At 72.2% G+C, this 25,527-nt stretch carries 22 protein-coding genes; 8 read left to right on the top strand and 14 right to left on the bottom strand.

The genetic code is table 11. The annotated features are described in order from the left end of the window. Nucleotides 1–53: 53 nt before the first annotated feature. From Sfr03f_RS19140 to Sfr03f_RS19120, 3 genes are all read right to left on the bottom strand, one after another. Nucleotides 54–452: an ASCH domain-containing protein gene (locus Sfr03f_RS19140; protein WP_108955188.1), complete on the bottom strand. Its 399-nt coding sequence runs from the start codon at nucleotides 450–452 to the stop codon at nucleotides 54–56. A gap of 146 nt (nucleotides 453–598) precedes the next feature. Next, the gene (locus Sfr03f_RS19125; RefSeq protein WP_308216737.1) at nucleotides 599–2,365 is read right to left on the bottom strand and encodes a hypothetical protein; all 1,767 of its coding nucleotides are present in this window, start codon (nucleotides 2,363–2,365) and stop codon (nucleotides 599–601) included. A 279-nt stretch (nucleotides 2,366–2,644) separates the two neighbouring features. After that, the gene (locus tag Sfr03f_RS19120; RefSeq protein WP_108955187.1) at nucleotides 2,645–3,373 is read right to left on the bottom strand and encodes a class I SAM-dependent methyltransferase; all 729 of its coding nucleotides are present in this window, start codon (nucleotides 3,371–3,373) and stop codon (nucleotides 2,645–2,647) included. Nucleotides 3,374–3,696: 323 nt separating this feature from the next. On the opposite strand from Sfr03f_RS19120, the gene Sfr03f_RS19115 reads away from it, so the two are divergent. Then, nucleotides 3,697–4,077, top strand: coding sequence for an antibiotic biosynthesis monooxygenase family protein (locus tag Sfr03f_RS19115; RefSeq protein WP_108955186.1), 381 nt, complete (start codon nucleotides 3,697–3,699; stop codon nucleotides 4,075–4,077). Between the two features lie 291 nt (nucleotides 4,078–4,368). On the opposite strand, the gene Sfr03f_RS19110 is transcribed toward Sfr03f_RS19115, so the two are convergent. The 6 genes from Sfr03f_RS19110 to Sfr03f_RS19085 form a co-directional block, all read right to left on the bottom strand. Further along, nucleotides 4,369–5,133 (bottom strand): hypothetical protein, encoded by a 765-nt coding sequence (locus Sfr03f_RS19110; RefSeq protein WP_108955185.1) that lies wholly within the window; start codon nucleotides 5,131–5,133, stop codon nucleotides 4,369–4,371. After that, nucleotides 5,130–6,023 (bottom strand): sigma factor-like helix-turn-helix DNA-binding protein, encoded by an 894-nt coding sequence (locus tag Sfr03f_RS19105; protein ID WP_159105681.1) that lies wholly within the window; start codon nucleotides 6,021–6,023, stop codon nucleotides 5,130–5,132. The genes Sfr03f_RS19110 and Sfr03f_RS19105 overlap by 4 nt, the downstream gene beginning before the upstream one ends. Further along, nucleotides 6,020–6,178 (bottom strand): hypothetical protein, encoded by a 159-nt coding sequence (locus tag Sfr03f_RS19100; protein WP_159105680.1) that lies wholly within the window; start codon nucleotides 6,176–6,178, stop codon nucleotides 6,020–6,022. Before Sfr03f_RS19100 ends, Sfr03f_RS19105 begins: the two co-directional genes overlap by 4 nt. A gap of 293 nt (nucleotides 6,179–6,471) precedes the next feature. Continuing rightward, the gene (locus tag Sfr03f_RS19095; RefSeq protein ID WP_108955182.1) at nucleotides 6,472–7,632 is read right to left on the bottom strand and encodes a helix-turn-helix domain-containing protein; all 1,161 of its coding nucleotides are present in this window, start codon (nucleotides 7,630–7,632) and stop codon (nucleotides 6,472–6,474) included. A 428-nt stretch (nucleotides 7,633–8,060) separates the two neighbouring features. Next, entirely contained in the window at nucleotides 8,061–11,249 is a 3,189-nt protein-coding gene (locus Sfr03f_RS19090; protein WP_108955181.1) for a DEAD/DEAH box helicase, read from the bottom strand. 228 nt (nucleotides 11,250–11,477) lie between these two features. Next, entirely contained in the window at nucleotides 11,478–12,530 is a 1,053-nt protein-coding gene (locus tag Sfr03f_RS19085; protein WP_159105679.1) for a PASTA domain-containing protein, read from the bottom strand. A 310-nt stretch (nucleotides 12,531–12,840) separates the two neighbouring features. Between Sfr03f_RS19085 and Sfr03f_RS19080 the strand changes: the two genes are divergently transcribed. Further along, nucleotides 12,841–14,043, top strand: a complete 1,203-nt coding sequence (locus tag Sfr03f_RS19080) for a hypothetical protein (protein WP_245967647.1) — start codon at nucleotides 12,841–12,843, stop codon at nucleotides 14,041–14,043. Here Sfr03f_RS19080 and Sfr03f_RS19075 read toward each other — a convergent pair. Next, nucleotides 14,030–14,497 carry a DUF5707 domain-containing protein gene (locus tag Sfr03f_RS19075; RefSeq protein ID WP_108955179.1) on the bottom strand — a complete coding sequence of 156 codons (468 nt, stop codon included), beginning with the start codon at nucleotides 14,495–14,497 and terminating at the stop codon, nucleotides 14,030–14,032. The two genes, Sfr03f_RS19080 and Sfr03f_RS19075, sit on opposite strands and share 14 nt — an antisense overlap. A gap of 492 nt (nucleotides 14,498–14,989) precedes the next feature. On the opposite strand from Sfr03f_RS19075, the gene Sfr03f_RS19070 reads away from it, so the two are divergent. Together Sfr03f_RS19070 and Sfr03f_RS19065 are read left to right on the top strand one after the other, a co-directional pair. Further along, on the top strand, nucleotides 14,990–15,703 hold the full coding sequence (locus tag Sfr03f_RS19070; RefSeq protein ID WP_159105678.1) for a hypothetical protein: 714 nt from the start codon (nucleotides 14,990–14,992) through the stop codon (nucleotides 15,701–15,703). 163 nt (nucleotides 15,704–15,866) lie between these two features. After that, nucleotides 15,867–16,979, top strand: a complete 1,113-nt coding sequence (locus tag Sfr03f_RS19065) for a DNA polymerase III subunit beta family protein (RefSeq protein ID WP_108955474.1) — start codon at nucleotides 15,867–15,869, stop codon at nucleotides 16,977–16,979. Between the two features lie 33 nt (nucleotides 16,980–17,012). Here the strand turns inward: Sfr03f_RS19065 and Sfr03f_RS19060 are convergent, their stop codons facing one another. Continuing rightward, complete coding sequence (locus Sfr03f_RS19060) at nucleotides 17,013–17,756, bottom strand: SDR family oxidoreductase (protein ID WP_108955177.1); 744 nt, start codon at nucleotides 17,754–17,756, stop codon at nucleotides 17,013–17,015. 104 nt (nucleotides 17,757–17,860) lie between these two features. Between Sfr03f_RS19060 and Sfr03f_RS19055 the strand changes: the two genes are divergently transcribed. Together Sfr03f_RS19055 and Sfr03f_RS19050 are read left to right on the top strand one after the other, a co-directional pair. Further along, nucleotides 17,861–18,709, top strand: coding sequence for a LysR family transcriptional regulator (locus tag Sfr03f_RS19055; protein WP_108955176.1), 849 nt, complete (start codon nucleotides 17,861–17,863; stop codon nucleotides 18,707–18,709). A 194-nt stretch (nucleotides 18,710–18,903) separates the two neighbouring features. Continuing rightward, a complete protein-coding gene (locus Sfr03f_RS19050; protein ID WP_108955175.1) occupies nucleotides 18,904–19,446 on the top strand; it encodes a GNAT family N-acetyltransferase in 543 nt (180 codons plus the stop codon). 13 nt (nucleotides 19,447–19,459) lie between these two features. Here the strand turns inward: Sfr03f_RS19050 and Sfr03f_RS19045 are convergent, their stop codons facing one another. Then, the gene (locus tag Sfr03f_RS19045) at nucleotides 19,460–19,975 is read right to left on the bottom strand and encodes a hypothetical protein (RefSeq protein ID WP_108955174.1); all 516 of its coding nucleotides are present in this window, start codon (nucleotides 19,973–19,975) and stop codon (nucleotides 19,460–19,462) included. A 221-nt stretch (nucleotides 19,976–20,196) separates the two neighbouring features. Here Sfr03f_RS19045 and Sfr03f_RS19040 point away from each other — a divergent pair, with 221 nt between their 5' ends. After that, nucleotides 20,197–20,517 carry a hypothetical protein gene (locus Sfr03f_RS19040; RefSeq protein ID WP_108955173.1) on the top strand — a complete coding sequence of 107 codons (321 nt, stop codon included), beginning with the start codon at nucleotides 20,197–20,199 and terminating at the stop codon, nucleotides 20,515–20,517. Nucleotides 20,518–20,965: 448 nt separating this feature from the next. Here the strand turns inward: Sfr03f_RS19040 and Sfr03f_RS19035 are convergent, their stop codons facing one another. Then, a complete protein-coding gene (locus Sfr03f_RS19035; protein WP_108955172.1) occupies nucleotides 20,966–22,255 on the bottom strand; it encodes a trans-sulfuration enzyme family protein in 1,290 nt (429 codons plus the stop codon). Between the two features lie 117 nt (nucleotides 22,256–22,372). Between Sfr03f_RS19035 and Sfr03f_RS19030 the strand changes: the two genes are divergently transcribed. Next, nucleotides 22,373–22,870 (top strand): Lrp/AsnC family transcriptional regulator, encoded by a 498-nt coding sequence (locus tag Sfr03f_RS19030; protein ID WP_108955171.1) that lies wholly within the window; start codon nucleotides 22,373–22,375, stop codon nucleotides 22,868–22,870. Nucleotides 22,871–23,135: 265 nt separating this feature from the next. On the opposite strand, the gene secD is transcribed toward Sfr03f_RS19030, so the two are convergent. Next, nucleotides 23,136–25,445, bottom strand: a complete 2,310-nt coding sequence (gene secD, locus Sfr03f_RS19025) for a protein translocase subunit SecD (protein ID WP_372514230.1) — start codon at nucleotides 25,443–25,445, stop codon at nucleotides 23,136–23,138. Nucleotides 25,446–25,527: the final 82 nt, after the last annotated feature.

Here is a 25,527-nt window from a genome sequence, read left to right as displayed (position 1 = left end):
CGCGGCTCACCCACCACGCGCGCGTGGCTGTGGAGCGTGGACGCCACCAGGCACTACGCCGACGTGACGAGCCGGAAGCGCAGGCACACCAGCGGCGTGTCGTCCCGCACCGGCGTGCCGATGCCTTCCCAGAAGCGCCGGTGCCCGGCCCGCCATTCATCCAGCGACCGGTCGCCCTCGCCCTCCGCGGCGGCGTGCTCCCACGTGACCTGGCCGAAAGGAGCCTGCTCCACTCCGGTGATCTCGATCGTGGCGACGTGGTCACCGTCGTTCCCGACGAGCGCCAGACGCTCACCCACGAACTCCAGGCCCTCGGTCTCCTCCACGTACTCGGCCAGCAGCCCGGTGGTGGCGGTCTTCCTCCCGGCCAGAACCAGAGCGTTGAGCCGCTCCCGCATCTCACCGACCGTACCGAGTTCCAGCGCCCGCATGCCGTTCACCCGTGGCCACACGATCCCACCACTCCCTTCCAGCCCTCGTCACTGCCCCGGCCCCTGGCAGCCGGCCCACACCTTGGGACCGGCGGGGGACAACTCCCCCACCGACACGGCGGCAGCCTACCCAGCCACACGGGACGGCCGGCCGGTCCTCGGCGGGCCTACTGGGTGTCCTGGGCGTCCTCGGCGTCCTGGGCGTCCTCGGTGTCCTCGGTGTCACCCGACGCGAGCAGAGCGAGCGTGCGCAGGCGCTCGTAGTACGCGCGGCCCGACGAATCGGTGATCTTCGGGATCACGACGTCCAGGTCTTCGGCGCAGGCCCGCAGGATGCGTTCCAGCTTCAGGCCGAGAGCGCCTTCGTTGTCGATCCAGGCATGGACGCAGAGCGCGGTCTCCGCGTCGAGCAGCACCATGTCGATGCCCCCCAGCGCCACCCCCCGCAGGTCGGCGGGGAAGTCGGCGTCGTCGTGCTCCTGCCGGAGCCGGGCCGCCTCGCGCACCCGAGCGGACAGCCCGGTCCGCCCGCCGCACTCCTCGGCCCCCGCCTCGTCGCCCAGCGCCTCCCCGCCCCGCACGGCCAGGTCGTGCGCCTCCGCGGCCTGCGGCTCCTCAGCCCGCGCCCCCTCGGCCTGCGGCTCCTCTGCCCGCGCCGCATCGCTCCGCGGCTCCCCGTTCGCCCCCGCGCCGTCCCGCGACTCGTCCTCGCCGCGCAGCCGCTGTGCCCGTTCGGCGATGCCGCTGGAGAGCTTGCCCGTGACCGTCCGGGCCCTGCCGAACGTCTCGTTGCCGACGCGCAGGGCGACATCGACGCCCTCCGCGCCCACGGCGAGGGCCTTGTCGCGCACCTCGGCGGCCGCCTCCACCCACCGTCGGGCCTTGAGCGATTCCTGACCGCCCTCGATCCCGAGCCGGCCCTGGAAGTCCACGACGGAGGTCGCGACGTGGTTGCTGGAATGCACGACGGCCCGGGACGTGGTCGGGTGCAGCAGGACCTTGGCGTTGGCCGTGCCGGCGGCCGCGTTCATGCGGCCCAGCAGGTGCTCGGTGCAGCGGGCGATGTGGTCCAGCCGCTTCTGCCGGGCGGCCCGCAGGCCGAGCCGGTGCCGGTCGAGCTCCTCGGGCGACGCGTCGAGCACGCGATCGAGCTCCAGCACGGAGATCGCGTCGTGGAGCTGGCAGCAGCGAGCCAGGACGGCCAGCCACTCCCGCACCTTGGGCTCGATCTCCCTGGTCGCCTTCGCGAGCTCGCCGATCTTCGCCTTGTGCTCCACCTTCTGCGCCAGCCCGTCGAGCTGCCGCAGCGCGTACGCCTGCGTCGTCGCGACGGTCGTCGACGTCGCCTGCACCTTGGACCAGGTGACCTCGGAGACCCGGCCCACGGCCTCGCGGACGGTCATGGCCTCCTCGATGACGAAGTCCGCGCCGATCATGCCCGCCAGCGCGGCGTCCTTCTGCGCCCGCAGCACGTCGTCGACCTTCTCATCGATGGCCGCGAGGTAGTCGGTGATCTCGTCCATGGCCTGCTGCCGCGCGACCTGCGCCATGATCCCCGCGGCGCCGGACAACAGGGCCGGGTTGGTCAGCAGCGCTCCAGGGCCTTGGACGAACTCGACGAAGCCTCTGATCTGGCCCTTGTCCCCCTTCAGGACACCTGTCGCGAGCCCCGACTTCGAGCTGGTCCGCAGCCCGTACTTCTGGATCGCCTCCGCCGACTGCTTGGTCAACTTCACCCAGCGGCCCGAGTTGGCGGCGATCTCGGAGGCCATTTGCGCGGCCTCGGAGGCGGCGAGCAGGGCCGGCCCCAGCCGCTGCAGTCCCAGATCCCTGGACGGCAGGCTCTCGGAGACGAGGAAGCGCTCGACAGCCGTCGGATCGCCGATGACGGCCAGGTCGTCGGCGTCGCGGATCAGCTGAAGCTCGCTCTTCATCGTGGGCTCCTGGGGACGGGCGGGAAGTCCTCCCGACGGGAGGGAGCTTCCTGGGAATCGACGTGCCGACGCTACCCTCGGCCGTCCTGACCTGACCATGACTCAGGGAAGGGAAAGCACCGCCTGGCGGTGCGCGCTACGGGTGGCGGCGCCTCCGGCGGCGCGCCCGCCCGCTTGCGTGGACCAACGGCGACCGGGGCCGGCATCCACCGGGACGTCGACGAAACGCACGGCCGTCACCCGGCCCGGCACACTTCGGGGCGGCGGCCGACAGGGGCCTCAGGGGCGGCGGGCCAGCAGGTGGCAGTCGAGGAAGCCGCGCTCGGAGGCCGGGTCGTGGACCAGCCGGGCGTAGTCGACCAGCCCCGCGCCGGTCAGCAGCTCGGCGAACCGGTCCGCCGGCCAGGCCCAGGCGGGCGTCACCTTGTGGTCGAAGCGCACCGGCTGCGCCCTGTCCGTCCCGGGCACGCCCCCGCCCCCCTTCCGGCTGCCGCTCCCGCTGCCGCCCCCGACCCCGCTCCCGCTCCCGCTCCCGGCGACGCTCCCCGTCCCGAAGAATGAGACGAGCAGCAAGCCCCCAGGGGCCAGCACCCGTACCTGCTCGGCGAGCACTGCGGGCAATTCCTCGGGCGGCGTGTGGATCATCGAGTAGTGGGCCAGCACGCCCCCGAGCGCACCGTCCTCGACCGGCAGGACCTCCATCCGCGCCTCCTCGAACCGGAGCTCCGGATGAGCCCGCCGCGCGTGGTCGACCATGCCCGGGGAGAGGTCGATCCCGAAGGCGTCCAGACCCAGCTCGTGCAGCATGGCCGTCAGGTGCCCGGGACCGCAGCCCACGTCGGCCGTGCGGAGGTTACCGGTGCCGCGCACCAGCTCGGCGAAGGTCGCGATCATGTTCCGCGCGAACGGCTGCGTCTCCATCCGGTCCGCGAACAACGACGCATACAACTCGACGACCTCGTCGTAGGCCGCCTTCGTCTCGTCCTGATGCTCTGTCTGCTCCGTCACGGGGAGGGAAGCTAACAGTCTCCGCCGACAGCGTGCGCAGGGTGCACGAAGCCTTTCACGCCGCCGGCTCCGGCGGGACGCCAGCAGCTCACCGCTCACGATTCTCTCCGCGGGCAGCGAGAGCCCGAAGAACTCCTCCACGACACCCCGTGCGGTCCGGCCCACCTCTCGGCGCTCCCCCTCGTGGTCCGGCAGCCCGGCGGGCAGTGTCCGGTCCGTCATCCACCGGTAGGGCCCTGGCCTTGGTAAAGACTCGGATCCCTTCCCCCTCCCGTTGCGGAAAGACGCTGGATGACGGGGGCGTCCGGTCCTAGCGTGACGGCATGAGCGATCACCAGGACGCCCCCGTCACCCCCGTCGAGGCATACGAACCCCCCTACTACGTAGCCGTCTTCACCTCGGTGCGCACCGAGAACGAAACCGGGTACGCCGAGACCAGCGCGCGCATGGAGGAGCTGGTCAAGGATGTCCCCGGCTTCCTGGGCATGGACCACGCGAAGACCCCCGGCGGGCTGAGCATCACCGTCGGGTACTTCCGCGACGCCGACGCCCTCACCCGGTGGCGCTCCGACGCCGAGCACCATGCGGCACAGCAGCGTGGTCGCGCCGAGTGGTACGAGAGCTACACGCTGCACGTCGCGAAGGTGGAGCGAAGTCACGCCTTCACGCGGGGCGAGGCCTCCCCGGCGCCGTCAGCCGGCTGAGTCACTCCGGTCTTGCACGATGACCAACGCCCACCCAGGCGTACGGCCGGTCCCACCCCGGGGTCGGAAGACGCCGACGGCGGTCAACGGCTGCGCGGAACTGACCGTGCACCCCGGTGGCGCCGCTCCCACGACAGGAGGATTCTCACGAGCCGCGTGGTCAGCCGCACACGTGGACGCTGACGGTCGGCGGTAAGCGGTTCGAGGTGAGAGACAGCGCCGACAGACCGGGCAGCCACGAGTTCACCTGACTCACCGCCGGTGACAACCTCGGCGCCCGGCACGCTTCCCTCACGCCTCGGCGGGACTCCTGCGGGGACGCCTGGGCAGTCGCCCGCGACTCCCCTCCCCCGAGGGCGGGCATGTGCGTCCCCGAGCGGCAGCAGTGGCCAGCAGACCCCGTATCCGGTCGGCGAACCCCGGTTCCGGCAACGGGAGATCAAGCTCCAGGTGCTCCGCGTGGCCGTCGACCACGGCAGCCGGGATGTACTCGCACAGCGCCTCCACCAGCGCGGCGCGCGCCGGCCGCCCCTCCGTCCGGACCCCCGCGGCGAGAAGCAGCAGATGGCCGGGAAAGGTGACGTTGCCGAAGCTGTGACGCGACCCCTGCGCGAGTTTCCCGCGCATGGTCCACCGGTCCACCTCGCTCCGCGCCAGCCACCACGCCGCCGCTTCCCGTTCCCCGTACTTCTGATGCTGCAAGTGGAGGCAGTACGGGGACAGTTCGTCCTCCGCGGCCGCCGCGTACCGCCACCAGGCGCGGGCGCCATCCTCGTCGTCCGCCAACTGCAGCGCGCAACCGACGAGCAGGCCACCGAGGGGATCCGGGAGCCGGTCCGTGACGAAGGAGCGCAGTCCGGTTTCCGCGTGGTGGTCCAACACCACCTCACAGAGGGCGGCGAGCCGTCGGCCGGCCTGCCGCTCCCTCTCCCGTTCCTCGCGGTCCAGGGGCGTCCGGGGGCTGCGCCACCCCTCGCTGTACGGCACGACATCCCGTGGCACCCGCTCCCAAGCCACCATCCGGGCTCCGGCGAACAACTGGTGGGCACGGCTCATCGCGTCATCCCTTCGATCAGGCTTCTCAAACCGGGGTCGGCCTCGAGACGGGACTCCGCCTGACGCTGCCAGACTCTGACCATCCCCGGGTGCGTGCCGAGCACGAGAGCGGTCCTCTCCGTGCTCAGCCCGAGCACGTGCCGCAGGAGCAGCACGTCCGCGTGGCGGGCGGCGAGCCCCCGCAGCGCCGTGAAGAGGTTCACCTGGTGGGCCATCAGCAGCCACTCGTCGCCGGGTGACGTACCGGGCTCGTGGAGGGACGCCGTCCGCAGCGCGGCCTCGGGAAGGGCCACTCGCTCGTCCGCGCGTTCCATGACCTGCTCCCTGAACACCGCCCAGGCGAAGCGCGGCGCGCTGTCGCTGGAGAGCATCACGTGCTCCCGCGCCCACAGGACGTGGAAGGTCCGCTCCATGACTTCCGCGGCGGCCTCGGGGTGCAGGAAGATCTCGGCGTACGCGAGGTACGCCGCGCCGTGCAGGCGTCGCATGCCCTGCAGGCTCACCGGCAGATCGGTCTCCCCGTCGTCCTCGGCGCCCTTGTTGCCCTTGATCCACGCCGCCTTCCGCTCCGCCTCCAGAGCACCCTGGCGCCAGAGGCGAAGGAGGGGAGTGCGGGGGAGTCGCATGGCCTCCACCAGCGGTTCCGTGTTGTCCCAGCGGGGATAGGGCCCTACTCCCCTGAGCAGCTCGGAGATCTTCGACGTCTGCTGACCGGTGAGCGCCTTGAGGTCGCCGAGACTGCGCCCGTCGAGCCGGTGGCGCTCGCGCATGACCAGCAGCAAGGACCGGTGGGCGCCGACCACCCGGGGGACGATCTGACCCAGCTCCGGACCGGGCCTGCGCCGCGGCTGGGGCGGCTCGTCCGGCTCCGGAGGAGATGACTTGCTCAACTGCTGTGCTCCTTCTGCCACTCCGGCCCGCCGGCCTCGGCCCGGGGCTCGCGCGAGCGCCGGGCTCCGTCCCGTACGACAAGCCACGTCCCCGCCAACTGCAGCAGAGCGGGGACGACTGCGGCCGCCAGGGCGGCCTGATCCAGAAGGACCATCACCGTGCTCCAAGCCAACGTCACCAACAGCGCCGCGGCCAGGGGGAGTTGCCGTACAGACATCGCTTACTTCCGAGTTCGGGCGGGCAAGGGAATCCATCCCGGCGAACCGAACACGGATTCGCCGGGGGGTGGAATGACAGCATGGAGGCCCACTGATCGAACACGCAATGTGATCATCAAATTGCGGAACGTTCCGCCCGCGTACGCCACCCCTCATCAGCCAAACGCCACCCCTGCGCCCGCAGGGGCGCCGCTTCACGCCCGGGGCTCCGCCGGCACCGGGCGACGAGTCACGTCCCTGACCGGACCGCGGCCCCTCGGAGCAGAGCCCGCAGCTCGGCGACCCGCCCCGCCGCGTGGGGAATCGCCGGCCACGAGTCCCGAGTGGCGCCACCGAGCGTGGCGTCACCAGGCGCTTTCCCCGGCACCCCGTCCGCCAGCACGACATCCGCCGCGTGATCCGTCACGACGCCGGTGGCGCAGTCGATCGCGAAGTACTCGACGCTTCCGACCGCGCACCCCGCGCAGATACCCGCCTCCTGCCCCTCGGGCAGAAGGCTGCCGCACCCGGGGCTGCCGCACTCGGCATAGCTCTTCCACCGCCTCCTGGGCGCGGGGAGCTTGCGCTCCAGGCGGTCGGCGAGGATGCGCCTCGCGCTGTAGAGCTTCGACGGCAGGCCCTGCGTCAGCGCTTCGGTGATCTCCGCGACGGTGGCTCCACGCCCCAGCCACCGGCACACGGCGGGAACGAGCTCGTGGACCTGCCGCTCACCGAGCCGCAACCGCGGATCCACGGCTTCCAGCCGCCGCAGGATCCGCGCGGCCTCCGCCTCCCGCGTCGCCTGGGCCGCCCCGGCCGCCGCCGCCACCCCGCTCGCGACTTGCTCGCCCGCCCCTTCCTCCTCTGTGGCCGCCGCGGCCTTCACCCCGGCGTCCGCTGCCGCCGAAGCCCGCCCGGTTTCCCAGTCCGGCTTGCGGCTCCGTCGCCGCCAGGGGATCAGGGAGGGCTTTCCCCCGTCCTTTTCCTGTTCCTTTTCCCCGCAAGGGGACGTTCCCGCGTCCCCGGTGGCCACGTCACCGGTTCCCGGACGGGAGGGAAACGGCGACGCGGCGGGGGCCGGGGTCCGAACGGGAAGCGCCGCGGCCCCGACGAGGCCGGGCAACTCGTACACGTCCACGCTGGAGCGGATCAGCCCGGTCTCCGGGTCACGGCGCGTGCTCGTCACCCAGTACCCGAGCTTCCGCAGCTCCGCGACGGCCTTGGCGACTGCACCCCTGCCCTGCGGATAGTCGTCGCTCAGGGTCCTGACGTTCTCCCCGATGCCGTTCGGGAGGGACAGGACCAGCGCGAGAATCCCCCGCGCGGTGTGGGACAGCCGCCGGTCCTGGATTGCCTTGTTGGCGATGATCACGAAGTCCCGGTCATGCACCGGGATACGATGAATCTGCATGGGGAGTGACTGCTCCTGATGCCGGACCCCGGGGTGTTGGTAGCACTGCCGGGGTCACCCGTGTCCGCGCTCCTGCGCGGCTTGTGAGGCCATACTGCCAACCCTTTGCCATATGGGCGAATTTCCCGGAATATTCCGATTATCGACCGGGTGCATTTCCCGGCAGGGACCTGATCTCCCGCACGGAGTCGGCGAATGCCTTCAACGGACATCTTTTGAGAGCGCCGGCGTCACCCCGCACCCAGGACCACGGAGAGGTGTCCCGTGTGAGTTGCCCACGGGACTACACGCCGATGGCGGCCATGTCGTGAGCCTGAAAGTCGTTCGGGCCAAGGCGCTGTTGCGTTGCCACTTGGCCGAGCGAGCCCTCTTCACACCCCCCAGGAGCAGGGTCACGCACACGCTTGCGGAGGAGGGCGTCCGACAGGTTATCCGGCCTTGATCGTGGAATAGCTCCAGACGTCCGCCGGGATCTCATGCTGAAGGTCCCAGGTGACCGCCATCGGCTTGCTTCCGACGTGCGTCACGTACTCAGCCGGCCCGAGGAGCATCCATGGCTGGGCCCCGCCGATGTCGGTGCTCTTGTAGCGGCGGACGAAGAGCAGGACGTTCGTTCCCATCTCCACGTGCTTCTGATAGCGAATGCCCGTGTTCGAGGTCTCCGACGTCTGATTTTGGGATTCCCAGTGGAACCGCTTCTCGTTGATCGCGTAGTCGCGGTACCGCGTCTGCGGAGAGAAATCCTTCTCGTCCTTCTCCAGCGTGATGAGTAGGGCATCCGTCTTCACCGATTCGCACCACTTCACGCCCTCACGGAAATCGCTCGGCACGAAGCCTCCGACCTCCGACTGGCCGAGTGCGGGCAGGATCTCCTCCCGGCTGTACGACGCGTGCACGGTGAGCGGGATGGGAGTATTACCGCCGATGCCCAGCAGCGGGATCGGCACATGCTCTGTGTGCTCCAGGTTGTGTGCCAAGACCTGCATCAACTCGTTCCGGACGGCTCGGTGCTCGCGCAGGACGGCGAATCCCTCGTCGTAGCTGCCGAAGCCCTTGCGTGTGAAGCCGCCACTGGGCCAGAGCTGAAAGAAGAGCATCCGGGCGTACGCCTTGCCCTGCTCGTCGAGATCGTCGTACGACGGGGCGTCGTCCTCGAGCATGCGGGTGTACTCACGCACCCGCAGCGGGTCGTCAACGTGCAGGAAGGACGGGATGCGGCGGAGAAGCAGGGCCTCGTTCTCCGGCGCCTCCCCGGAGAGGAGATGTGCGCGGCGAAGGAGCCCGGTCCAGGAGTTCCCGTTGCCGCGGTAGATCTCCTTGAGCTCTCGGCCGCTCTCCTCCAAGTAACCACCGAGCGAGGTCTCCTTGTACTGCGCGACTTCACGAGCCAGGACCGTGACGTTGACGCCGATCTGGTCCCTTATGTTCGCGATGATCCGCTTCTTGGCCTTCTCCTCCAGGATGATCTCGCAGCCGGAGGGGAGCTGCGGAAAGCCCTCCTCTATGTGTTCCAAGAGGCGCTTGCGGGTCAGGTTCGTCAGCGCGCGGAACTGGTTCTCGAAGCGGAACTCCTTGCGGTGCTGTCCGATGAAGTCCAGGACGGTCAAGACCGCTTTGCCCTCCGAGCGGCGCAGGCCGCGGCCGAACTGCTGGAGGAAGACGGTTGCGCTGGAGGTGGGACGCAGGAGGAGCAGCGTGTCGACGTCGGGGATGTCGAGGCCCTCGTTGAAGAGGTCCACGGAGAAGATCACCTGAAGACTGCCGGCGCGGAGATCGACTAGGGCCTTCCTACGTTCATCCGGCGGGGTCTGTCCGGAGAGAGCCACTGCGTTGAAGCCCGCTTCACGGAAGAAACCGGCCATGAAGTGCGCGTGCGCCACGGAGACACAAAAGCCGAGTGCCCGCATGGTCAGCGGATCCGCGATCTTTTCCTGCACCGCCCGGACGATGAGGCGCGCCCGCGCGTCATTGCCGGTGAACACGTTGCTCAAGGCGTCGGTGTCGTAGGCGCCGCGCTTCCACTCGATGGCGCTGAGGTCGGTGTTGTCACTGATGCCGAAGTAGTGGAACGGGCTGAGGAGGTTGTTCTCCAGCGCCTCCCAGAGTCGCATCTCGGCGGCGATCCGGCCGTCGAAGAACTCGTCCTGGACGTTCCTACCGTCCATCCGCTCGGGCGTCGCGGTGAGGCCGAGCAGTTCCATCGGCTGGAAGTGGTCGATGATCTTTCGGTAGGTCGGTGAGGTGCCGTGGTGGAACTCGTCGATCACGATCACATCGAAGTGATCGGGAGCCAGGCGGTCGAGGGTCCGGGCGTTGAGGGACTGGACGCTGCCGAAGACGTGTGTCCAGCGCTCCGGGATTTCACCGCTGTACAGCTCCTCCCCGAAGTTCGGGTCGACCAGGACGTCCTGGTAGGTGCGCACCGACTGCTGCAGTATCTCCTTGCGGTGCGCCACGAAGAGAAGGCGCAGGTCGCGGCCGATCCTCTTGCGGAGTTGCCTGTAGTCGAGCGCGGCCATGACGGTCTTCCCCGTGCCGGTGGCGGCGACCAGGAGGTTGCGGTGCCGGTCGTGGACTTCACGCTCGACTTCCAGGCGCTCCAACATGTCCCGCTGGTGCGGGTAGGGGCGCACCTCCAAGCCTGAGAGGGTGATCCGTCGCATGGCCTGGTCGGACGCGGACGCCCCTCCAGCGATGGCGAGTGCTTCCTGCAGGCGGTCGCCGTCATGGTCGGGGTCGTACGGTTCGAAGGCCGTGTCGTCCCAGTAGGCGTCGAAGGTCGCCTCGAACTTGCGGAGGGCCTCGGGGGTGGCCACGCTGGAGAGGCGGACGTTCCACTCAAGGCCGTCGAGGAGAGCGGCCTTGGAGAGGTTCGAGCTGCCGACGTACGCGGTGTCGTAACCACTGTGGCGACGGAAGAGCCAGGCCTTGGCATGCAGCCGGGTGGAGCGCGTCTCGTAGTTGACTCTGACCTCTGCGCCGAACTCGCGCACCAGGCGGTCGAGGGCACGTCGTTCGGTGGCGCCGATGTAGGTCGTCGTGATGACGCGGATCGGGATCCCGCGCTCGTGCGCGGCATTCAGAGACTGCTCGATGATCCGGAGGCCGTGCCACTTCACGAAGGCGCAGAGCAGGTCGACGCGGTCAGCGGTGGCCAGCTCGGCCCTCAATTCGAAGCCGAGGCTGGGCTCGCCGGGAGAGTTAGTGAGTAGCGCCGCGTCGGAGAGCGGGATGCCCGGGCGCAAGGCGTAGACGCCAGCCGCCTCCTGGCGGGCCACGGCGAGGAGTTGGCGTGGCCCGGGGATAACCTGATCGACCCACTCACGAGCGCCGTCGAGGGTGCTGATCGCATCGAGGATGTGGTTGGCGGCGTGGACGCGATCGTCCGGGGCGAGGTCTTGGAGCAGCCGATGGACGCTCTCCGCAACGTGCCGGGCGAGCACGTGGGGAACGGACTCATGGCCGACTTCTGCCGTAATGGGCCGCCAGCCCATCTCCGCCAGCTTCTCGAGCTGCTGACTCACCCGGAGCGTGATGAGCCGCTCGTAGATACCCTCCACGGGTTCTGACACATCGGCGTGAAGGGACACCTTGACTCCTCTGACACTGCTCCCCATTTGGCACAGGTGTAGCAGACGACCCCGACAGGGTCTCGAACGAAGCAGTCCCGGGTCCCGCCGCTCACGCGGCGGGACCCGGCCCTGTGACCTCTTGCAAGACCGACAGAAGCAAACGTCGCGCGTGATGGCGGTCAGCATGGCATGCGGGAGTAACACTGGCGGCAGTCACAACCAATCATGTCGTGACTACTAAGCGGCTACGGGCGGGACTTTGCGCAGCGGCGCTCAGCCGGAGTTGTAACCCCACCGGGCCTGGCCGTCGCGGCCCATGAAGCACTTGGCCGGGCGGCCGTCGGCGGTTGTCGCGGTGGCGCCGACGGGTGAGCAGAACTGGCCGAAGCCGACGCCCGTCCGCCCACCGGATGTGCCGCCACCGGACGTGCTGCCGCCACCCGTGCTGCCGCCGGACGTGCTGGAGGAGCCGCCACTCGAACCGCCCGAGGTCGACGAGCCGCCGCTGGCGCCGCCGGAGGTGGAGCCGTAGTCCGGCTTCGGTTCGGGCTTCGGCTTCGGCTTGGGCTTCGGTTCTGGACTCGGTGCGGTGCACGGCTTGCCGTCGCTGATCAGCCAGAGTTCGACCTGGTTGAAGGTCTCGACCGTCACGGACGGTGTCGGCTCCTGGCGGCAGATCCGCCAGTCCGCCTGCTCCTGCTCGGCGTCGGGGAGCTCCTTGCCGGTGTGGGCGTGGAAATGGCGCACACGGTCCAGGCCGAGGGCGGAGAGCTGGCGGGTGGCGTCGTCGAGCTGCTCACCGATCAGGTCCGGCATCGTCACGCGACGGAACCCGCCCCGGTATTTCGGACACTCCTCAGCCTCCGGGACCGCGTACAGGGTGACCTCTTGGTACTTCGGCAGCACGCGCCTGTCGGCGGAAGGCTGCTGGAAGCAGACCCGCCACCCGGTGGCATCCGGGCTGACCGACCGGTGGTCCAAGGTGGCGTCCTCGACCGCGACCGACTTCCAGCCCAGCTCCTCGGCCGCCGCGGTCGCCTCTGCGAGGCCGTTCCCGTGGAAATCCGGGACGGTCACGAGGGCATACGGGTCCGGCTGCGGGCTCGCTGCTTCGCCGACAGCGGCGGTGGCTTGGCGGTCACCGTCGTCACTGTTCGCGGCAGCCGCTCCGAAGACGCCTACGACGAGTACGAGCGTCACGATGCCGAGCTTGGCGTCCTTCCTCCAGGCGGCGCGCACGAGGAGAAAGGCGAGGACGAACGGCAGGAGGAGGATGACGCCGATCGCTTTGAACACTGTGGGCATGGGGGTCTTTCCGGGTGTCACCTGTAGTCGGCCGATGTTGTCACGGGCGGACCCGGCCGCTTCGGCCGGGACCGCCTCGCAGGGGCGTGGCCTGGAGCTGCCGGCGGCCCTTCATCTGGATCGACGCCACCCGCGCACCGACTGCACCGACCTCGGCACCTGGTTCCCTCACCATCACCACTGCGACGACCCACGACATCTGCACGGACGTGAGGTGCCCGGGGGGAAGACCTGTGGAACTGACCGCTCGACCCCGAAGGGGTTGAGGTCGGTGACGGCGTGCCGCGCGCCTGGACGGTAACCCCGGGCGACGAACGGCGTTGGACGTGTTGTGTCACAGCCCTCCGCCAGTTCCAGCAAGACGACGACCGTCCCGGCCGACAAGGCCCCGCCCGTGCCCCAGCCCGTGCCCTTTCTCCTGACCGCCCGGCAGGGCGAGGCGGCGCGGACGCTGCTGCGCTACGTGAGCGCGCTGCCGCTGCCCGGGCCCGACGCGCAGCTCCTGGCCGTCGTGGCGGCCATCCGGTCTGCGCGCGGCGGTACCGGTCACATCACCGGCATGGACCTGGCCACGCTGCGTCTCGGTGACGCCCCGGCCGCCGTCGACGCGCTGCGCGCCCTCGGCTGGGAGCTGGACGACGCCGTCTTCGACAACGATCCGGCCGCCCCCGCCGGCACCGTCGTGATCCCCGAAATGAGTCGCACGGCGCCGGACCACCCCCTGCCGTTCGGGAAGGACAAGCGGTCGCGCGTGTCCGGGTGGACGTCGCGGACGCTGTCCGCCAAGCCGGTCAAGAAGCTCCCGCCCGCCGGACGGCTGGCCGCCCTGTTCCTCGCCGCCCACGGCGACCCCGAGCTCCCCGTGGCGGTCCCGCCGCACCTCCCCGCGGCGTGCCGGCCCTTCCTGCTCGAACTGCTGGACCGGGGCTTCCTCGCCGAACTCCCGGACGGGCAATACCTGTTGGACCCGCGGGTGCGGCACCTGTGCGGGCTGCGCCCGTACGAGGAGGAGGAGAGCAAGGACCCCACGAAGGCCCGGGGCTACCTCTTCACCGAGGAGGCGTGGGAGGCCTGGAAGGACGCGGGGACTCCCGCGCTGCGGCGGCACGTGGAGAGTGTCGAGGGGTGCGCCCGGTGCGCTCTTCGCCGGGAGCGGGTCGCGGAGGCGTTCATGGTCCCCGCCGAGCCGGTGGTGTTCCGCCACGGCATCGAGGCCCTCTACGGCAAGTGGAAGGAAGCCCGGCCGGACCGGGGGCGGGAGGCCGCCGAGTTCACCGTCGCCTTCCGGGCGGAGCACGGACACGGGCCGTCGTTCAAGCAGATGTTCACGGGGCTGGGCTGGGACGTGCCCAAGCGTCCCCAGCTCCGCGCCTTCGTCGTGGGCCGCCTGACGTCGCACGGATGGCTGACCACCACCGGGCAGGTGCCCTGGACCCTCCGCCCCGGGCCGGCGGCGCAGGAACAGGGCATCGTCCTGCCCCGGGCACGCACCTCGCCGCCGGCCGGCGCTCACGTGGGCGTCACTTCACCGTGAAGGTGGCCGTCCGGTCGGCGAAGGTGGTGGTGCCGTCCTCGGCCGTGGCGAGGGTGGCGACGTGCCAGGTGCCGCGGGGGGACTCGGCGAGGTCCTTGGCGGTCATGGGGGCGTCGTAGGTGCAGACGACGGTGTCGCTGTCGGTGCCGCCCTCGGTGTCGACGCAGTCGGCGGACTCGACCTCGGCCATGTCCGCGGCGGTCAGCTCGTCCTTGCTGAACGGGCCGTCCTCCGGCCAGGCCAGCACCTTGAGGCTCTTCACACCGGAGGACGCGGTGACGTCCGTGACGAAGACGAGGCCGCCGTCCCGCTTCGCCGTGGGGGCGGTGTAGCGGACCCCGCTCTCCGAGAGGACGGGCGGCTCGTCCGCGGTGCGGGCGACGGCGAACGCGCCGGCGCCGCCGACGAGCAGTGCCGCGGTGAGTGCGGACAGGACGACAGTGCGACGAGACATGGTGGAACCCCCGTTGAGAACGCAGCAGATGGAACTGGTGCGGCAGGCGGTGCGCCGTTGCTCCGCTCCGCTGTACCCATCCTCGCCGCCCGGGGCCGGCGCGGCCTGAGCACGGATACTCAGGTCGGTCTGAGTGGTCGCCCCACCGCCGCACGTCCCGGGGAGGGAAACCCCGTGGCTACCGGGCCGGAGCGCCCGCCGGCCGCGGCCGGCAGTCGACGGGAGCGTCACCGCACCCGCGGTTCGCGGTTCTGAGGGGACGGGCGGCGGTCACGGCCGACGCACCGGCGGACCTGGCCCTCGCACCAGGGCAGCAGCACCTGGGCAGCCTCAGCATCGCGCTCGGCCCCCGCGCCGGCAGGCCCCGGGGGGGCGGGTGCTGGCCGTCGTGCGCGGGGGAACCGGTCAACCGGTGTCACGGCCATTGCCTCAGCCTGCGGAATGGCAGACGCTGGTGGGCCGGGACGAGGCGGTCGGGGGGGTGTCGTCAGGGTGTACTTACGCGGCGGACGCCGGTTCCGGAATCTGAGCCGGGAGCAGGAGAGGGCGCTCCTCGCGGTGGTACGGGTGCTGATGCTCGCGGTGGCGGTGCCGGGGCTGTTCCTGTGCGTCGACCACATCGGGGACACCGCGTACGCCGTGGCCCGGCAGTGGAGGGCCCCCACGTGTCCCGTCGGCACGTCGTGGCGGACGGCCGAGGACTGCGTCGCCGAGGTCACGGGCGAGGTCCTGGGCCTGGGCAAGAGCGTGTCGTGCACCACGGACTCCAACGGCTCCCAGTCGTGCACCACCAACTACACCGCGCGCGTCCGCTTCGGGGAGCGGACCGAGAGTCTGGGCGTCGGGAAGGCCTTCTACGACGACGTGGAGCGTGGGGACCGGGCCGAACTACGGCTGTGGCGGGGCGACGTGGTGCGGATGACGGCCGGCGGTCACGTCGAGCGGTTCTTCACCACCACGGAGCTGGCGTCCGCGGGGTGGCTGATCCTCGGCTGGGTGCTGCTGGGCCTGGCGTGGGTGGCGGTGCTCGGGCTGCGGCTGTTCCCGTTGCTGGGCGGGTGGATGGTGCTGTCGATCCCGTACGTGCTGGTGGCGTACAACGTCCTCGGGCTCAACCCGATGGGCGTGCTCGGGTGGAGTGTGGCGGGGGTGTTCACCGTGGCCGGGGTCTGGGCCATGGCGGCGACGCGTGCGGCGCTGCGCTGACGTCGCGGGTGCTCGACGCGCGGCGCCGTGACGGGGAAGCTGATCTCCGTTCGCCGTCCCCGGGCCGGGTACTCGGCGAGGCGGTGCTGATCGGCGGGTGTGGCCGGCCGCGGTTGACCCTCGACATGGTCGAGGGGCCAGGGTCATGGGTGTGGAGAGCGACATGCGCAGCATCGGGGAGATGGCCCGGGACAGCGGGCTGAGCGTCAGTGCCCTGCGGTTCTACGACCGTGCGGGGGTGCTGGTTCCGGCCTGGGTGGATCCGGTGAGCGGCTACCGCTGGTACGCGCCGGAACAGGTGGAGGAGTCCCGGTTGCTGGCCCGGCTGCGCCGGGCGGGGATGCCGCTGGCGGACATCCGGCTGGTGCTGGCCGGCTGGTCCGGTGCGGACACCGGCCTGGTGCGCAGGCTGCTGCAGGCGCACCTGCGCCGCCTCGAGCGGGGGCTGTCCGACGCCCGCAGGGAGCTCTCCGCGCTCCGAGCACTCCTCGACGACAGGGAGAAACCCATGACCACGGCCATTGCCGACGCCGTCCGCCTGACCGTCCCCGCCCCCGAGCTGGCCGCCGCGGTGGACGCGGTCCGCTTCGCCGCCGGCGCCGACCCGGAGCTGCCCATGCTCGGCGGGCTCCTGTTCGACCTCGAGGGCGACGTGCTGCGCGTCGTGGCCACCGACCGGTACCGGATGGCCCTCGCGCAGGCCGGTACCGCGGGGCACGGCGGACCGCGCGTGCAGGCCGTCGTGCCGTCGCCGCTGGTCGACGCGATGCGGGCGCTGCTCGGCGACGACGCGTCCGCCCATCTCACGGTGGACGGTGACCGCGTGCTCCTGGAGGCGGGGGGCCGTCAGGTCGCCGGGCCGCTCCTCGACCACGAGTTCCCCGACTACCGCCGCCTCGTCCGTCTGCCGGAGGGCCGCCGCGTCGTCGTCGATGTCGCGGAGCTGCGGGAGGCGGTGGAGAGCGGGCCCGTGCGGGTGGGCGAGGTGCGCGAGCAGGACGGGGTCGCCTTCGACGTCACCGTGCTGGAGGTCGCGGACGACGGCACGGTCCGCGTCCGCGGGGAGGGGGACGGCGGGGAGGACGGGACGGCTGTCGAGGGCGGGGAGGACCACGTCGGCGTCAACCGGGCGTTCCTGCTGCAGGCGCTCGCCGCGGCCGGTGAACCCGATCGGCTGGTCCTGGAGTTCGGCGGCCCGACGGCGCCCATGGCCGTCCGCCGGACCGACACCGAGGACGCCTTCTCGATCCTGATGCCGGTGCGGCTGGACGACTGACCGCCGGGGTGGTCGGAGGGACGCGTTCTCACCTCACCACGGGAGCTCGCCGTCGTCGTTGAAGAAACGGCCCCGCGGCCCGTCGTCCGGTACGGTCGCCAGCCGGATCGCGGAGGCCGCGCCCTGCTGCGGGGTGCGCACGCCCCGGAAGCCGTTGAGGTCGGTGGCGGTGAAGCCGGGGCAGACGGCGTTGACCAGGATGTTCGTGTCGGCCAGTTCCTTGGCGTACTGCACCGTGACGGCGTTGAGGAACGTCTTCGACGGTGCGTAGGCGACGGCGATCGGGCCCGTGTCGGCGCCGGGCGTGGACTGCAGCGTGAGGGAGCCGACGCCGCTGGAGACGTTGACGATCCGCGGCGAGGGCGAGCGGCGCAGCAGCGGCAGCAGGGCGTTGGTGACGCGGATGACGCCGATCACGTTGGTCTCCACGACCGCCCGCACCCGGTCCAGGTCGACGACGGTGGGTTCCTGAGGGCCGCCGCCGGTGATGCCCGCGTTGTTGACCAGGGCGTCGAGCCTCCCGGTCCGTTCCTCGATCAGCCGGGCCGCGCCCGCCGCGCTCGCGTCGTCGGTCACGTCCAGCGGCACGCCGAACGCGTCGATCCCGTCGGCGCGCAGCTTCTCCACGGCGGCCTCGCGCCGCTCCTCGTTCCGCGCGCCGACCCCGACGGTCCAGCCGAGCGCGCCGAGCCCGGCGGCGATCTCGTAGCCGATGCCCTTGTTGGCCCCGGTCACCAGGGCGACCTTGTTCCGGTTCACGTCGTTGTCCTCACTCATGGCCTCGATGCTGCTCCCGGGCCGGGCGGGGCGTCCAAGACCGATCGGGTGGGCGGCGATACCGCTGGGGTATCGCCGCTGGTCGGTCCCGTTACGCTGGCGGGGTGGAGACACGTGAGCTGCGGTACTTCGTCGCGGTCGCCGAGGAGTTGCACTTCGGGCGGGCCGCGTTGCGGCTCGGGATCGCCCAGCCTCCGCTGTCGCGGGCGATCGGTGCGCTGGAGCGGCGCCTGGGCGCCGCCCTCCTGGAGCGCGGGAGCCGGGGAGTCTCCCTGACCGGGGCCGGGGCGGTGCTGCTGCGGGAGGCGCGGGCGGCGCTGGACGCCGTCGAGGCCGCCGAGCGGCGGACCCGCCGTGCCGCCCTCACCGCGGCCGGGCACCCCTCGGTGGTCCTGGCCGCGAAGGCGGGCGCCTCGGGCGAACTCCTGGCGAAGCTCCTGGACGTCCACGCCGCCGAACCCGGCGCCGTCGCCGTGGACGTGCTGCTGTGCGGGCCGGGCGAGCAGGCGGGGGTGCTGCGCGACGGCCGGGCCGATGTCGCCCTGCTGCACCGGCCGTTCGACGACACCGCCGGCTTCGACACCGAGGACCTGCACACCGAGGGGCAGGTCGTGATCCTCCCGGCCGGTCACCCCCTGGCCGTCCGCCCCCATCTGCGCCTCGACGAGGTCACCGGCCTCCCCGATCTGCCCCTGCCGCGTTGGCCGCGGCCCGACGGGTCCTTCCCGGACGGCCCTGGTCCGCAGGTGCGCGACCATACGCAGCTCACCCAGCTCATCGCCCTCGGCCGCGCCTGCGCCGTCGTCCCCGAGTCGGGCCGCACCGGCCTGCGCGAGGACCTGGCCGCCGTGCCCGTCCTCGACGCCCCCCGCGTCACCACGGTGATCGCCTGGCCCCCCCACAGCCGTTCGACGGCGGTCGCGGGGCTGGTGCGCGCCGCCACCACCCTGTAGCCCGCACGGCGGCGCCTCCACGCCCCCCGCGCACCGACGGTGCCGTGCCTGTGCGCGCCTGGCAGCCCCCAACGGCGCGGTCCGCACGAGGTCGTCGTCACGGCACCCGGTCGGCCGAGTGCCCGGTGAAGCGGGAGGCACCCGTCTCGGCGAAGGTCAACTGGACTGTTTGCAGCCCCTGTTAGCCTGCTCGCATGGACGCGGAACTGGGATCCGTCACGTGGCCGCCCGCACCGATCCGGACCGAACGGCTGGTGCTCCGGGCGTCCGAGGGCCGGGACCGCGCGGTGTTCGTCGAACTGCTGGCGTCGCCGGAGGTGCACACGTACCTGGGCGGCCCTCGCGACCGTGGCGAGCTCGAACGTGAGCTGCCCGAGGTGCCGGAGCAGCGGGCCGGGAGCTTCGTGGCCGAGCTCGACGGGGAGATGATCGGCTGCGTCCTGCTCAGGAGGGCGACGGGGCACCGGCGCCCGGCCGCGGCGGGGAAGGCCGATCTCGGCTATCTCTTCCTGCCGCGGGCCTGGGGGCGCGGGTACGCCACCGAGGCCTGCGCGGCGGCGCTCGACTGGCTGGACGGAGAGCTCCCCGGTGAGCCGGTGGTGCTCACCACCCGGTCCGCCAACGTCGCCTCGATGCGCCTCGCGGAGAAGCTGGGCTTCGGCGAGGTGGAGCGGTTCGAGGCGTGGGACGCCGAGCAGTGGCTCGGCCTGCGGCCCCCGGTGACGTCCGCCGCCTGAGCCGGGTGCGGGCTCAGGCGGCCCGGACGTCCAGGTGGTAGGTCGTGTCGACCCAGAACCCGCCCGCGGACGCGCCCTTGATCTCCAGGACGTACTCGCCCGGGGTCAGCGGGGCGATGGCGCCCCAGACGCCCCACGCGTACCGGCGGGTCAGCCCCGTGCGGAACGGCCCGGCGAACTCGCGCAGGTCGATCGGGATGCCGTTGAGCGCGGCGGTGGCCCTGGCCACCGTCATCCGCTGGATGCTCTTCTCGTACCGCATGGCGTACTGCATGTTGATGACGGGGAAGAACAGCGGCCGGGCCGCGGGCACCGTGCAGCGCCGCACCACACGGCCGCCGTACGTGCCCGCGAGAAACCAGAGGTCCTTCGGCTGCTTCCAGTCGGCGTGCTCACCCGTCGTGTCGCTGACCGGGCTGCGGTCGTCGGGCGCGGACATGGCCCACTTCCACCACCGGCCCGCGAGGACCCCGCCCTCGTCGTAGGTCAGCTTCCAGTTGCTGTCGGTCGACTGCCCGTAGCCGCTCATTACACCCCTCCTCGAACAGGCGGACAATACTCCAGCCGGCTCACGCCGCACGCCGACGGCCCCTCCCTCACCGGTCCAGACCTCTGTTGGTGACGGCCACGGTCTGGCCGGGTGGCCGGGGGCCGTGTGAGAGTGACGCGCGGACGATCGTTTCGGGGGTGGGGGTTCCCGCGCGGGCGCACGCCGGCCCGTCGGGCGCCGTGCGAGGAGGGGACGGATGTATGCGGGAACCGGTGGTGCACATCGCGCTCGAGGGAGACGTGGTCGCCGTGTGCGACGCGCCCATCGATGTGGGGACGCCGCGGGCGCAGGACCCGGAGCAGGCGACGTGCGGGGAGTGCGTCGAGGCCTGCGTCGAGGGCTGGGAGGCGGCGCGGGAGACCCCGGACGGGATCGTGCGCCCGCCCGGGACGCCTCCGCGGTCCGCCGAGCAGCCCGCCGGTGACCTGCGTGCGCCCTCGCTGCTGCTGGCCTTCGGCGGTGTCCTGGCGCTGGTCGCCACGTTGGTGGCGCTGCTGGTCACCGGGGGCGGGAACGGCTGAGGGCCGCGTGACGCCCCGGAACCGCCGGGGACCGTTGCCGGGGCCGCGTCGACGGCCGCGGCAACGGTCGACGCGGCTCGGCGCGGCCCTGTCCGATGCGGCCCGGCTCGGCCCGACGTGGCCCGGCCAGCCCGACGCGGCCCGATGCGGCCCGGTCCGATGCGGCCCGGTGCGGCCCAACGTGGCCCGGCCAGCCCGACGCGGCCCGGCGCGGCCCTGACCGATGCGGCCCGGCGCGGCCCTGACCGATGCGGCCCGGCGCGGCCCGGCCCGGTCCGACAGGCCGTCACCGGCGCACGTGGCTGGATGAAGCAGACGGGATCGCCGCCGGTGAGGCAGCGCGCCGCCGTCCAGGCAGCGGGCGCCCGCCGGACCGGCACCGGGGCCGCACGCACGGCGGCGGGGCATTCCCCTCCCGAGATGCCCCGCCGCCGTGGTTCCGGGGGTGTCAGCTCACCGGCGCCGTCGCCGGTTCGGTGGCGTGGGCGGCGTGGGCGGAGAGCGGGAGGACCGCGGGGGTGACCGAGGGGACGGTGGGGTCCGCGGCCGGCGCGAGGGCCGTCTCGAGGTCGGCGATCAGGTCGTCGACGTGCTCCAGGCCGATGGACAGGCGCACCACGTTGGCCGAGGGGCGCGCCTCCGGCGCGACCGGGCGGTGGGTGAGCGCGGCCGGGTGCTGGACCAGGGAGTCGACGCCGCCGAGCGAGACGGCGTGGGTGAACAGCGAGAGCGAGGAGGTCAGCCGCTTGGCCGCCTCGTAGCCGCCGCGCAGGGCGACGGAGATCATCGCGCCGGGGCCGCGCATCTGGTGGCGCAGCGAGCCGGTGCGGCCGTCCGCCAGCACGGCGGAGTCCAGGTCGGGGAAGAAGACGCGCTCCACGGCCGGGTGGCCGCCGAGCCAGGAGGCCAGCTCGCGGGCGGTCTCCTGCTGGGCGCGGACCCGGGTGGGCAGGGTGGCCAGGCCGCGGTGGAGCAGGTAGCCGGCCAGCGGGTGCAGCAGGGCGCCGGTGATCGCGCGGACCCTGCGCAGCGCCTCGGCGGTGGTCTCGTCGCAGGCGATGACGCCGCCGATGACGTCGCCGTGCCCGCCGAGGTACTTGGTGGCGCTGTGCAGGACGAGCGAGGCGCCCAGCGTGACGGGGTTCTGCAGCACCGGCGTGGCGAAGGTGTTGTCGACCATCACCGGGACCGCGCCGGCCTGCCGCACGACACCCGCGATGTCGACCAGGTCGAGGGTGGGGTTGGCGGGCGTCTCGAGGAGGACGAGGGCCGTGTCGGGGCGGGCGGCGAGGGCGCCGGCCACCTCGGAGGGGCCGCAGAAGGTGGCCTCCACGCCGAGCAGGCCGGAGGCGAGCAGGTGGTCGGTGCCGCCGTACAGCGGGCGGACGGCCACGATGTGGCGCTTGCCGCTCTCACCGGTCATGGCGAGGATCGCGGCGGTGGTGGCGGCCATGCCGGAGGCGAAGGCGACCGCCGCCTCGGCCTGTTCGAGGTCGGCGAGGGCGGTTTCGAAGCGGGCGACGGTGGGGTTCCACAGGCGCTGGTAGACCGCGCCGCCGTCGGGCAGCGGGCGGCCCCCGGTGGCCATCGACTCGTAGGAGTCGCCGCCCCGCTCGATGTCCGGGAGCGGGTTGGTGGAGGACAGGTCGATCGGAGGCGCGTGCACGCCCAGCTCGGTCAGGTCCGCGCGTCCGGCGTGGACGGCCAGCGTCTCGAAGCGCTCAGGAGAGATGCCCATGGCGGGAGCGTTGCACCAGGAACAGGAAGGACGCATGATCGCTGCAGAATCGGCAACGAGCCCGGCGACATTGGACGTCACCGGTGAGATCGGCCGCCCGTCGTCCTGGGGAATTCGTTGAAAAAACGAGAGCAGCGGCCGCTTCTCGACGAGCTGGACCGCCGGATCGTCGGCCTGCTGGCCGCGGACCCCGAGCTGACCAACAAGGCCCTGGCCCGCCGTCTGGGCCTCGCCGAGTCGACCTGCGCCTACCGGGTGCGGGCGCTGCGCGAGCGCGGGGTCGTGGAGGGGACGACGCTGCGGCTCGACCTCGCGGCGCTCGGACACCCGCTGCAGGCACTGATCAAGGTGCGGCTGGAACGGCACAACGCGGAGCACGTGAACCGGCTGTACGCGAGCCTGGTGAAGACCCCCGGGGTCATCCAGGTGTTCCACGTGGCCGGGGCGGACGATTTCTACCTGCACGTCGCGGTGGCGGACGCGGAGGCGCTGCGGGACTTCGTCCTCCTGCACGTCACCGTGCACCGGGTGGTGCGGCAGACGGAGACGCACCTGATCTTCGAACGGCGCGAGGGCGTCGGGGTGCTGCCGGCACCGGACCCGGCGACGGACTGAGCGGGCCCGGGGGCCGCGCCGGCCCGGGCGCCGGAGATCCGGTGGGTGCGGGTGCGGGCAGCACGCCGACCGGCACGGGTGCGGGCGGCCCCGTCGGGACAGGTGCGGGTCCGGTCCCGTCGGGACAGGTGCGGGTGCGGTCCCGTCGGGACAGGTGCGGGTGCGGGCAGCCCCCGCCGGCACAGGTGCGGGTGCGGCCCCGTCGGCACGGGTGCGGGTGCGGGCGGCCCGGTCGGGGTGGGGGCCCCGGCCGGGCCGCTGCGGGTCACCGCCGTGCGGGCTGCGCCGTCCCGCGCCGCGCCGGACGACGTGCCGGGCGGCGTCCCGGGTGGCCGGTGGCGGTCCGGGGGTTCACCTCCAGCGCCAGCGGTGAGGCCACGAAGACGGAGGAGTACGTGCCGACCACGACGCCGATCAGGGTGGCGAGGGCGAAGTCGGTGAGCGTGTCGCCGCCGAGCACCGCGAGGGCGGCGAGGATGAGGACGGCGCCCATGCCCGTGTTGACGGTCCGGGGCAGCGTCTGCAGGACGGCCGTGTTCACCAGGTCCGGCAGCTGCCGGATCGCCCGCCCCTCCTTCCCGCCACCGCCGCGCAGCAGTTCGCGGACCCGGTCGAAGACGACGACGGAGTCGTTGACCGAGTAGCCGATGACGGTGAGCAGCGCGGCCAGGAAGACGCCGTCGACCGGCTTGCCGAGCCAGGCGAAGACGCCGACCAGCACGACCACGTCGTGTGCCAGGGCGCCGACCGCCGCCGCGCCGAACCGGCCGCGGAACCGGGCGGCGAGGTAGAGGAGCTGCGCGCCCAGGGCGACGCCGAGCGCGATCAGGGCGTTGCGGCGCAGCTCCTCCCCCAGGCTCGGGCCGATCAACTCGTCGCGCACCTTCTCGGCGCCGCCGCCCTCGCCCGCCTCGTCGGCGATGGTGCGGGTGACGGTGTCGGTCTCGTCGTCGGTCAGCCGCTCGGTGCGCACCGTCAGGCCGTCGTCGCCCGTCGACTGGACGACGGCCTGCGGGAACCCGGCGTCGGCGAGGGCGGCCCGGGCCCGCTCCGGGTCGACGGGGTGCGTCGTGGCGTACTGCAGGAGCCGGCCTCCGGTGAAGTCGATGCCGAGGTCGACGCCGCGCACCGCGATGCCCGACCCGGCCAGCACCAGCACGGCGGCGGAGGCGGCGAGCCAGCGGCGCGGGCGGCGCATCAGGTGGATGTTGCGGCGGGCGAGGGCGGTGCGGACCCGCCCGGCGGTGGCGATGCCGGTGACTCCCGGGCGGCGGCGCACCCACCGCCGGGAGACGGCGAAGTCGGCGAGCACCCGGGTGACCACCAGGGCGCTGACCATGGAGGCGAGCACACCGATGCCCAGGGTGACGCCGAATCCGCGGACCGGGCCGGACGCCAGCAGGAAGAGCAGCCCGGCGGCAATCAGCGTCGTCACGTTGGAGTCGGCGATCGCGCTGAAGGCGTTGCGGAAGCCGGCGGCCAGGGCGGAGCGCAGTCCGGGCCTGGCGCGGACGGCGTGTTCCTCGCGGGCACGCTCGAAGACGAGGACGTTGGCGTCCACCGCCATGCCGATGGCGAGCACGAAACCGGCCAGTCCCGGCAGGGTGAGGGTGGCGCCGAGCGCGGCCAGGGCGGCGTACGAGATCAGGCCGTAGCAGAGCAGCGCGACGACGGCCAGGACGCCCAGCAGGCGGTAGGCCCGGATGATGAACAGGGCGGTCAGCGCGGTGCCGATGGCCGCCGCCCAGGCACTGGCCTCGATGGCGCGGGCGCCCAGGGTGGGGCCGACGGTGTGCTGCTCGACGGTCTCCAGCGGCACGGGGAGCGCGCCGCCGTTGATCAGCATCGCCAGTTGGCCGGCCTCCTCGCCGGTGAAGGATCCGGTGATCTGGGTGTTGCCGCCGGTGATGCCGTCGCCGCAGCCGACGGAGGGGTCGACCTGCGGGGAGGAGACGACCCGGTCGTCCAGGACGATGGCCACGCGGCGGGCGGGATCGCCGGGCGCGGCGCAGGCCGCCTCCCCGGTGAGCCTGGCCCAGCGGTCGCTTCCGGCACGGTCGAAGTCGAGCGTGACGTGCCAGCCGGCGCCGGTCTGCGCGTCGTGACGGGCGTCGGCGGTGTCCACGTCGCCACCCGTGAGGGCGGCGGGTCCGACACGCAGGTGCTCGCCGGACTCCCCGGGCAGCACGCGCTCCCCCTCGGCCAGGTCCTTCGCGGAGGCCTTCGCGGCGGCGGACTCCTCGACGGCGCGCACCGGGTGGAAGGTGAGCTGGGCGGTGCGGCCCAGGACCTCGGCGGCCTCCTCGGGGTCCTGCACGCCGGGCAGTTCGACGACGATCCGCCGGTCCCCCGAACGCTGCAGGGTCGGTTCGGCCACGCCGAGCGCGTCGACGCGCCCGCGCAGCACCTCGAGGGTGCGGTCGGTGGTCTCGCGGTCCGCCTCGACGGCGGAGGTGGAACGGGTCTCCAGCACGATCTGGGTGCCACCGCGCAGGTCGAGTCCGAGACGGACCGGCACGGTGAGGGTGACGAGGACGGACAGGGCCACCACGACGAGGGCGATCAACGCCCTCACACGGGTGGCGCGCGACGTTCTCGACGTTCTGGGGGTCTTGGACGTTCGTGACGTTCTGGACAACGGGGCCTCCGGCAGGGCA

The organism is Streptomyces fragilis (assembly GCF_003112515.1).
Lineage (GTDB): Bacteria > Actinomycetota > Actinomycetes > Streptomycetales > Streptomycetaceae > Streptomyces > Streptomyces fragilis.
Note: the sequence above shows the minus strand (reverse complement) of the source record. Positions and strands in the feature narration are given on the sequence as shown.

What these genes read in the sequence shown, in the direction of transcription:
- Sfr03f_RS19035 (WP_108955172.1), bottom strand. Translation starts at nt 22,255, where the DNA reads ATGGGCATCTCTCCTGAGCGCTTCGAGACGCTGGCCGTCCACGCCGGA.
- Sfr03f_RS19050 (WP_108955175.1), top strand. Translation starts at nt 18,904, where the DNA reads ATGGACGCGGAACTGGGATCCGTCACGTGGCCGCCCGCACCGATCCGG.
- Sfr03f_RS19125 (WP_308216737.1), bottom strand. Translation starts at nt 2,365, where the DNA reads ATGAAGAGCGAGCTTCAGCTGATCCGCGACGCCGACGACCTGGCCGTC.
- Sfr03f_RS19040 (WP_108955173.1), top strand. Translation starts at nt 20,197, where the DNA reads ATGCGGGAACCGGTGGTGCACATCGCGCTCGAGGGAGACGTGGTCGCC.
- Sfr03f_RS19060 (WP_108955177.1), bottom strand. Translation starts at nt 17,756, where the DNA reads ATGAGTGAGGACAACGACGTGAACCGGAACAAGGTCGCCCTGGTGACC.
- Sfr03f_RS19045 (WP_108955174.1), bottom strand. Translation starts at nt 19,975, where the DNA reads ATGAGCGGCTACGGGCAGTCGACCGACAGCAACTGGAAGCTGACCTAC.
- Sfr03f_RS19095 (WP_108955182.1), bottom strand. Translation starts at nt 7,632, where the DNA reads ATGCAGATTCATCGTATCCCGGTGCATGACCGGGACTTCGTGATCATC.
- Sfr03f_RS19065 (WP_108955474.1), top strand. Translation starts at nt 15,867, where the DNA reads ATGCGCAGCATCGGGGAGATGGCCCGGGACAGCGGGCTGAGCGTCAGT.
- Sfr03f_RS19115 (WP_108955186.1), top strand. Translation starts at nt 3,697, where the DNA reads ATGAGCGATCACCAGGACGCCCCCGTCACCCCCGTCGAGGCATACGAA.
- Sfr03f_RS19075 (WP_108955179.1), bottom strand. Translation starts at nt 14,497, where the DNA reads ATGTCTCGTCGCACTGTCGTCCTGTCCGCACTCACCGCGGCACTGCTC.
- Sfr03f_RS19100 (WP_159105680.1), bottom strand. Translation starts at nt 6,178, where the DNA reads ATGGTCCTTCTGGATCAGGCCGCCCTGGCGGCCGCAGTCGTCCCCGCT.
- Sfr03f_RS19110 (WP_108955185.1), bottom strand. Translation starts at nt 5,133, where the DNA reads ATGAGCCGTGCCCACCAGTTGTTCGCCGGAGCCCGGATGGTGGCTTGG.
- Sfr03f_RS19090 (WP_108955181.1), bottom strand. Translation starts at nt 11,249, where the DNA reads ATGGGGAGCAGTGTCAGAGGAGTCAAGGTGTCCCTTCACGCCGATGTG.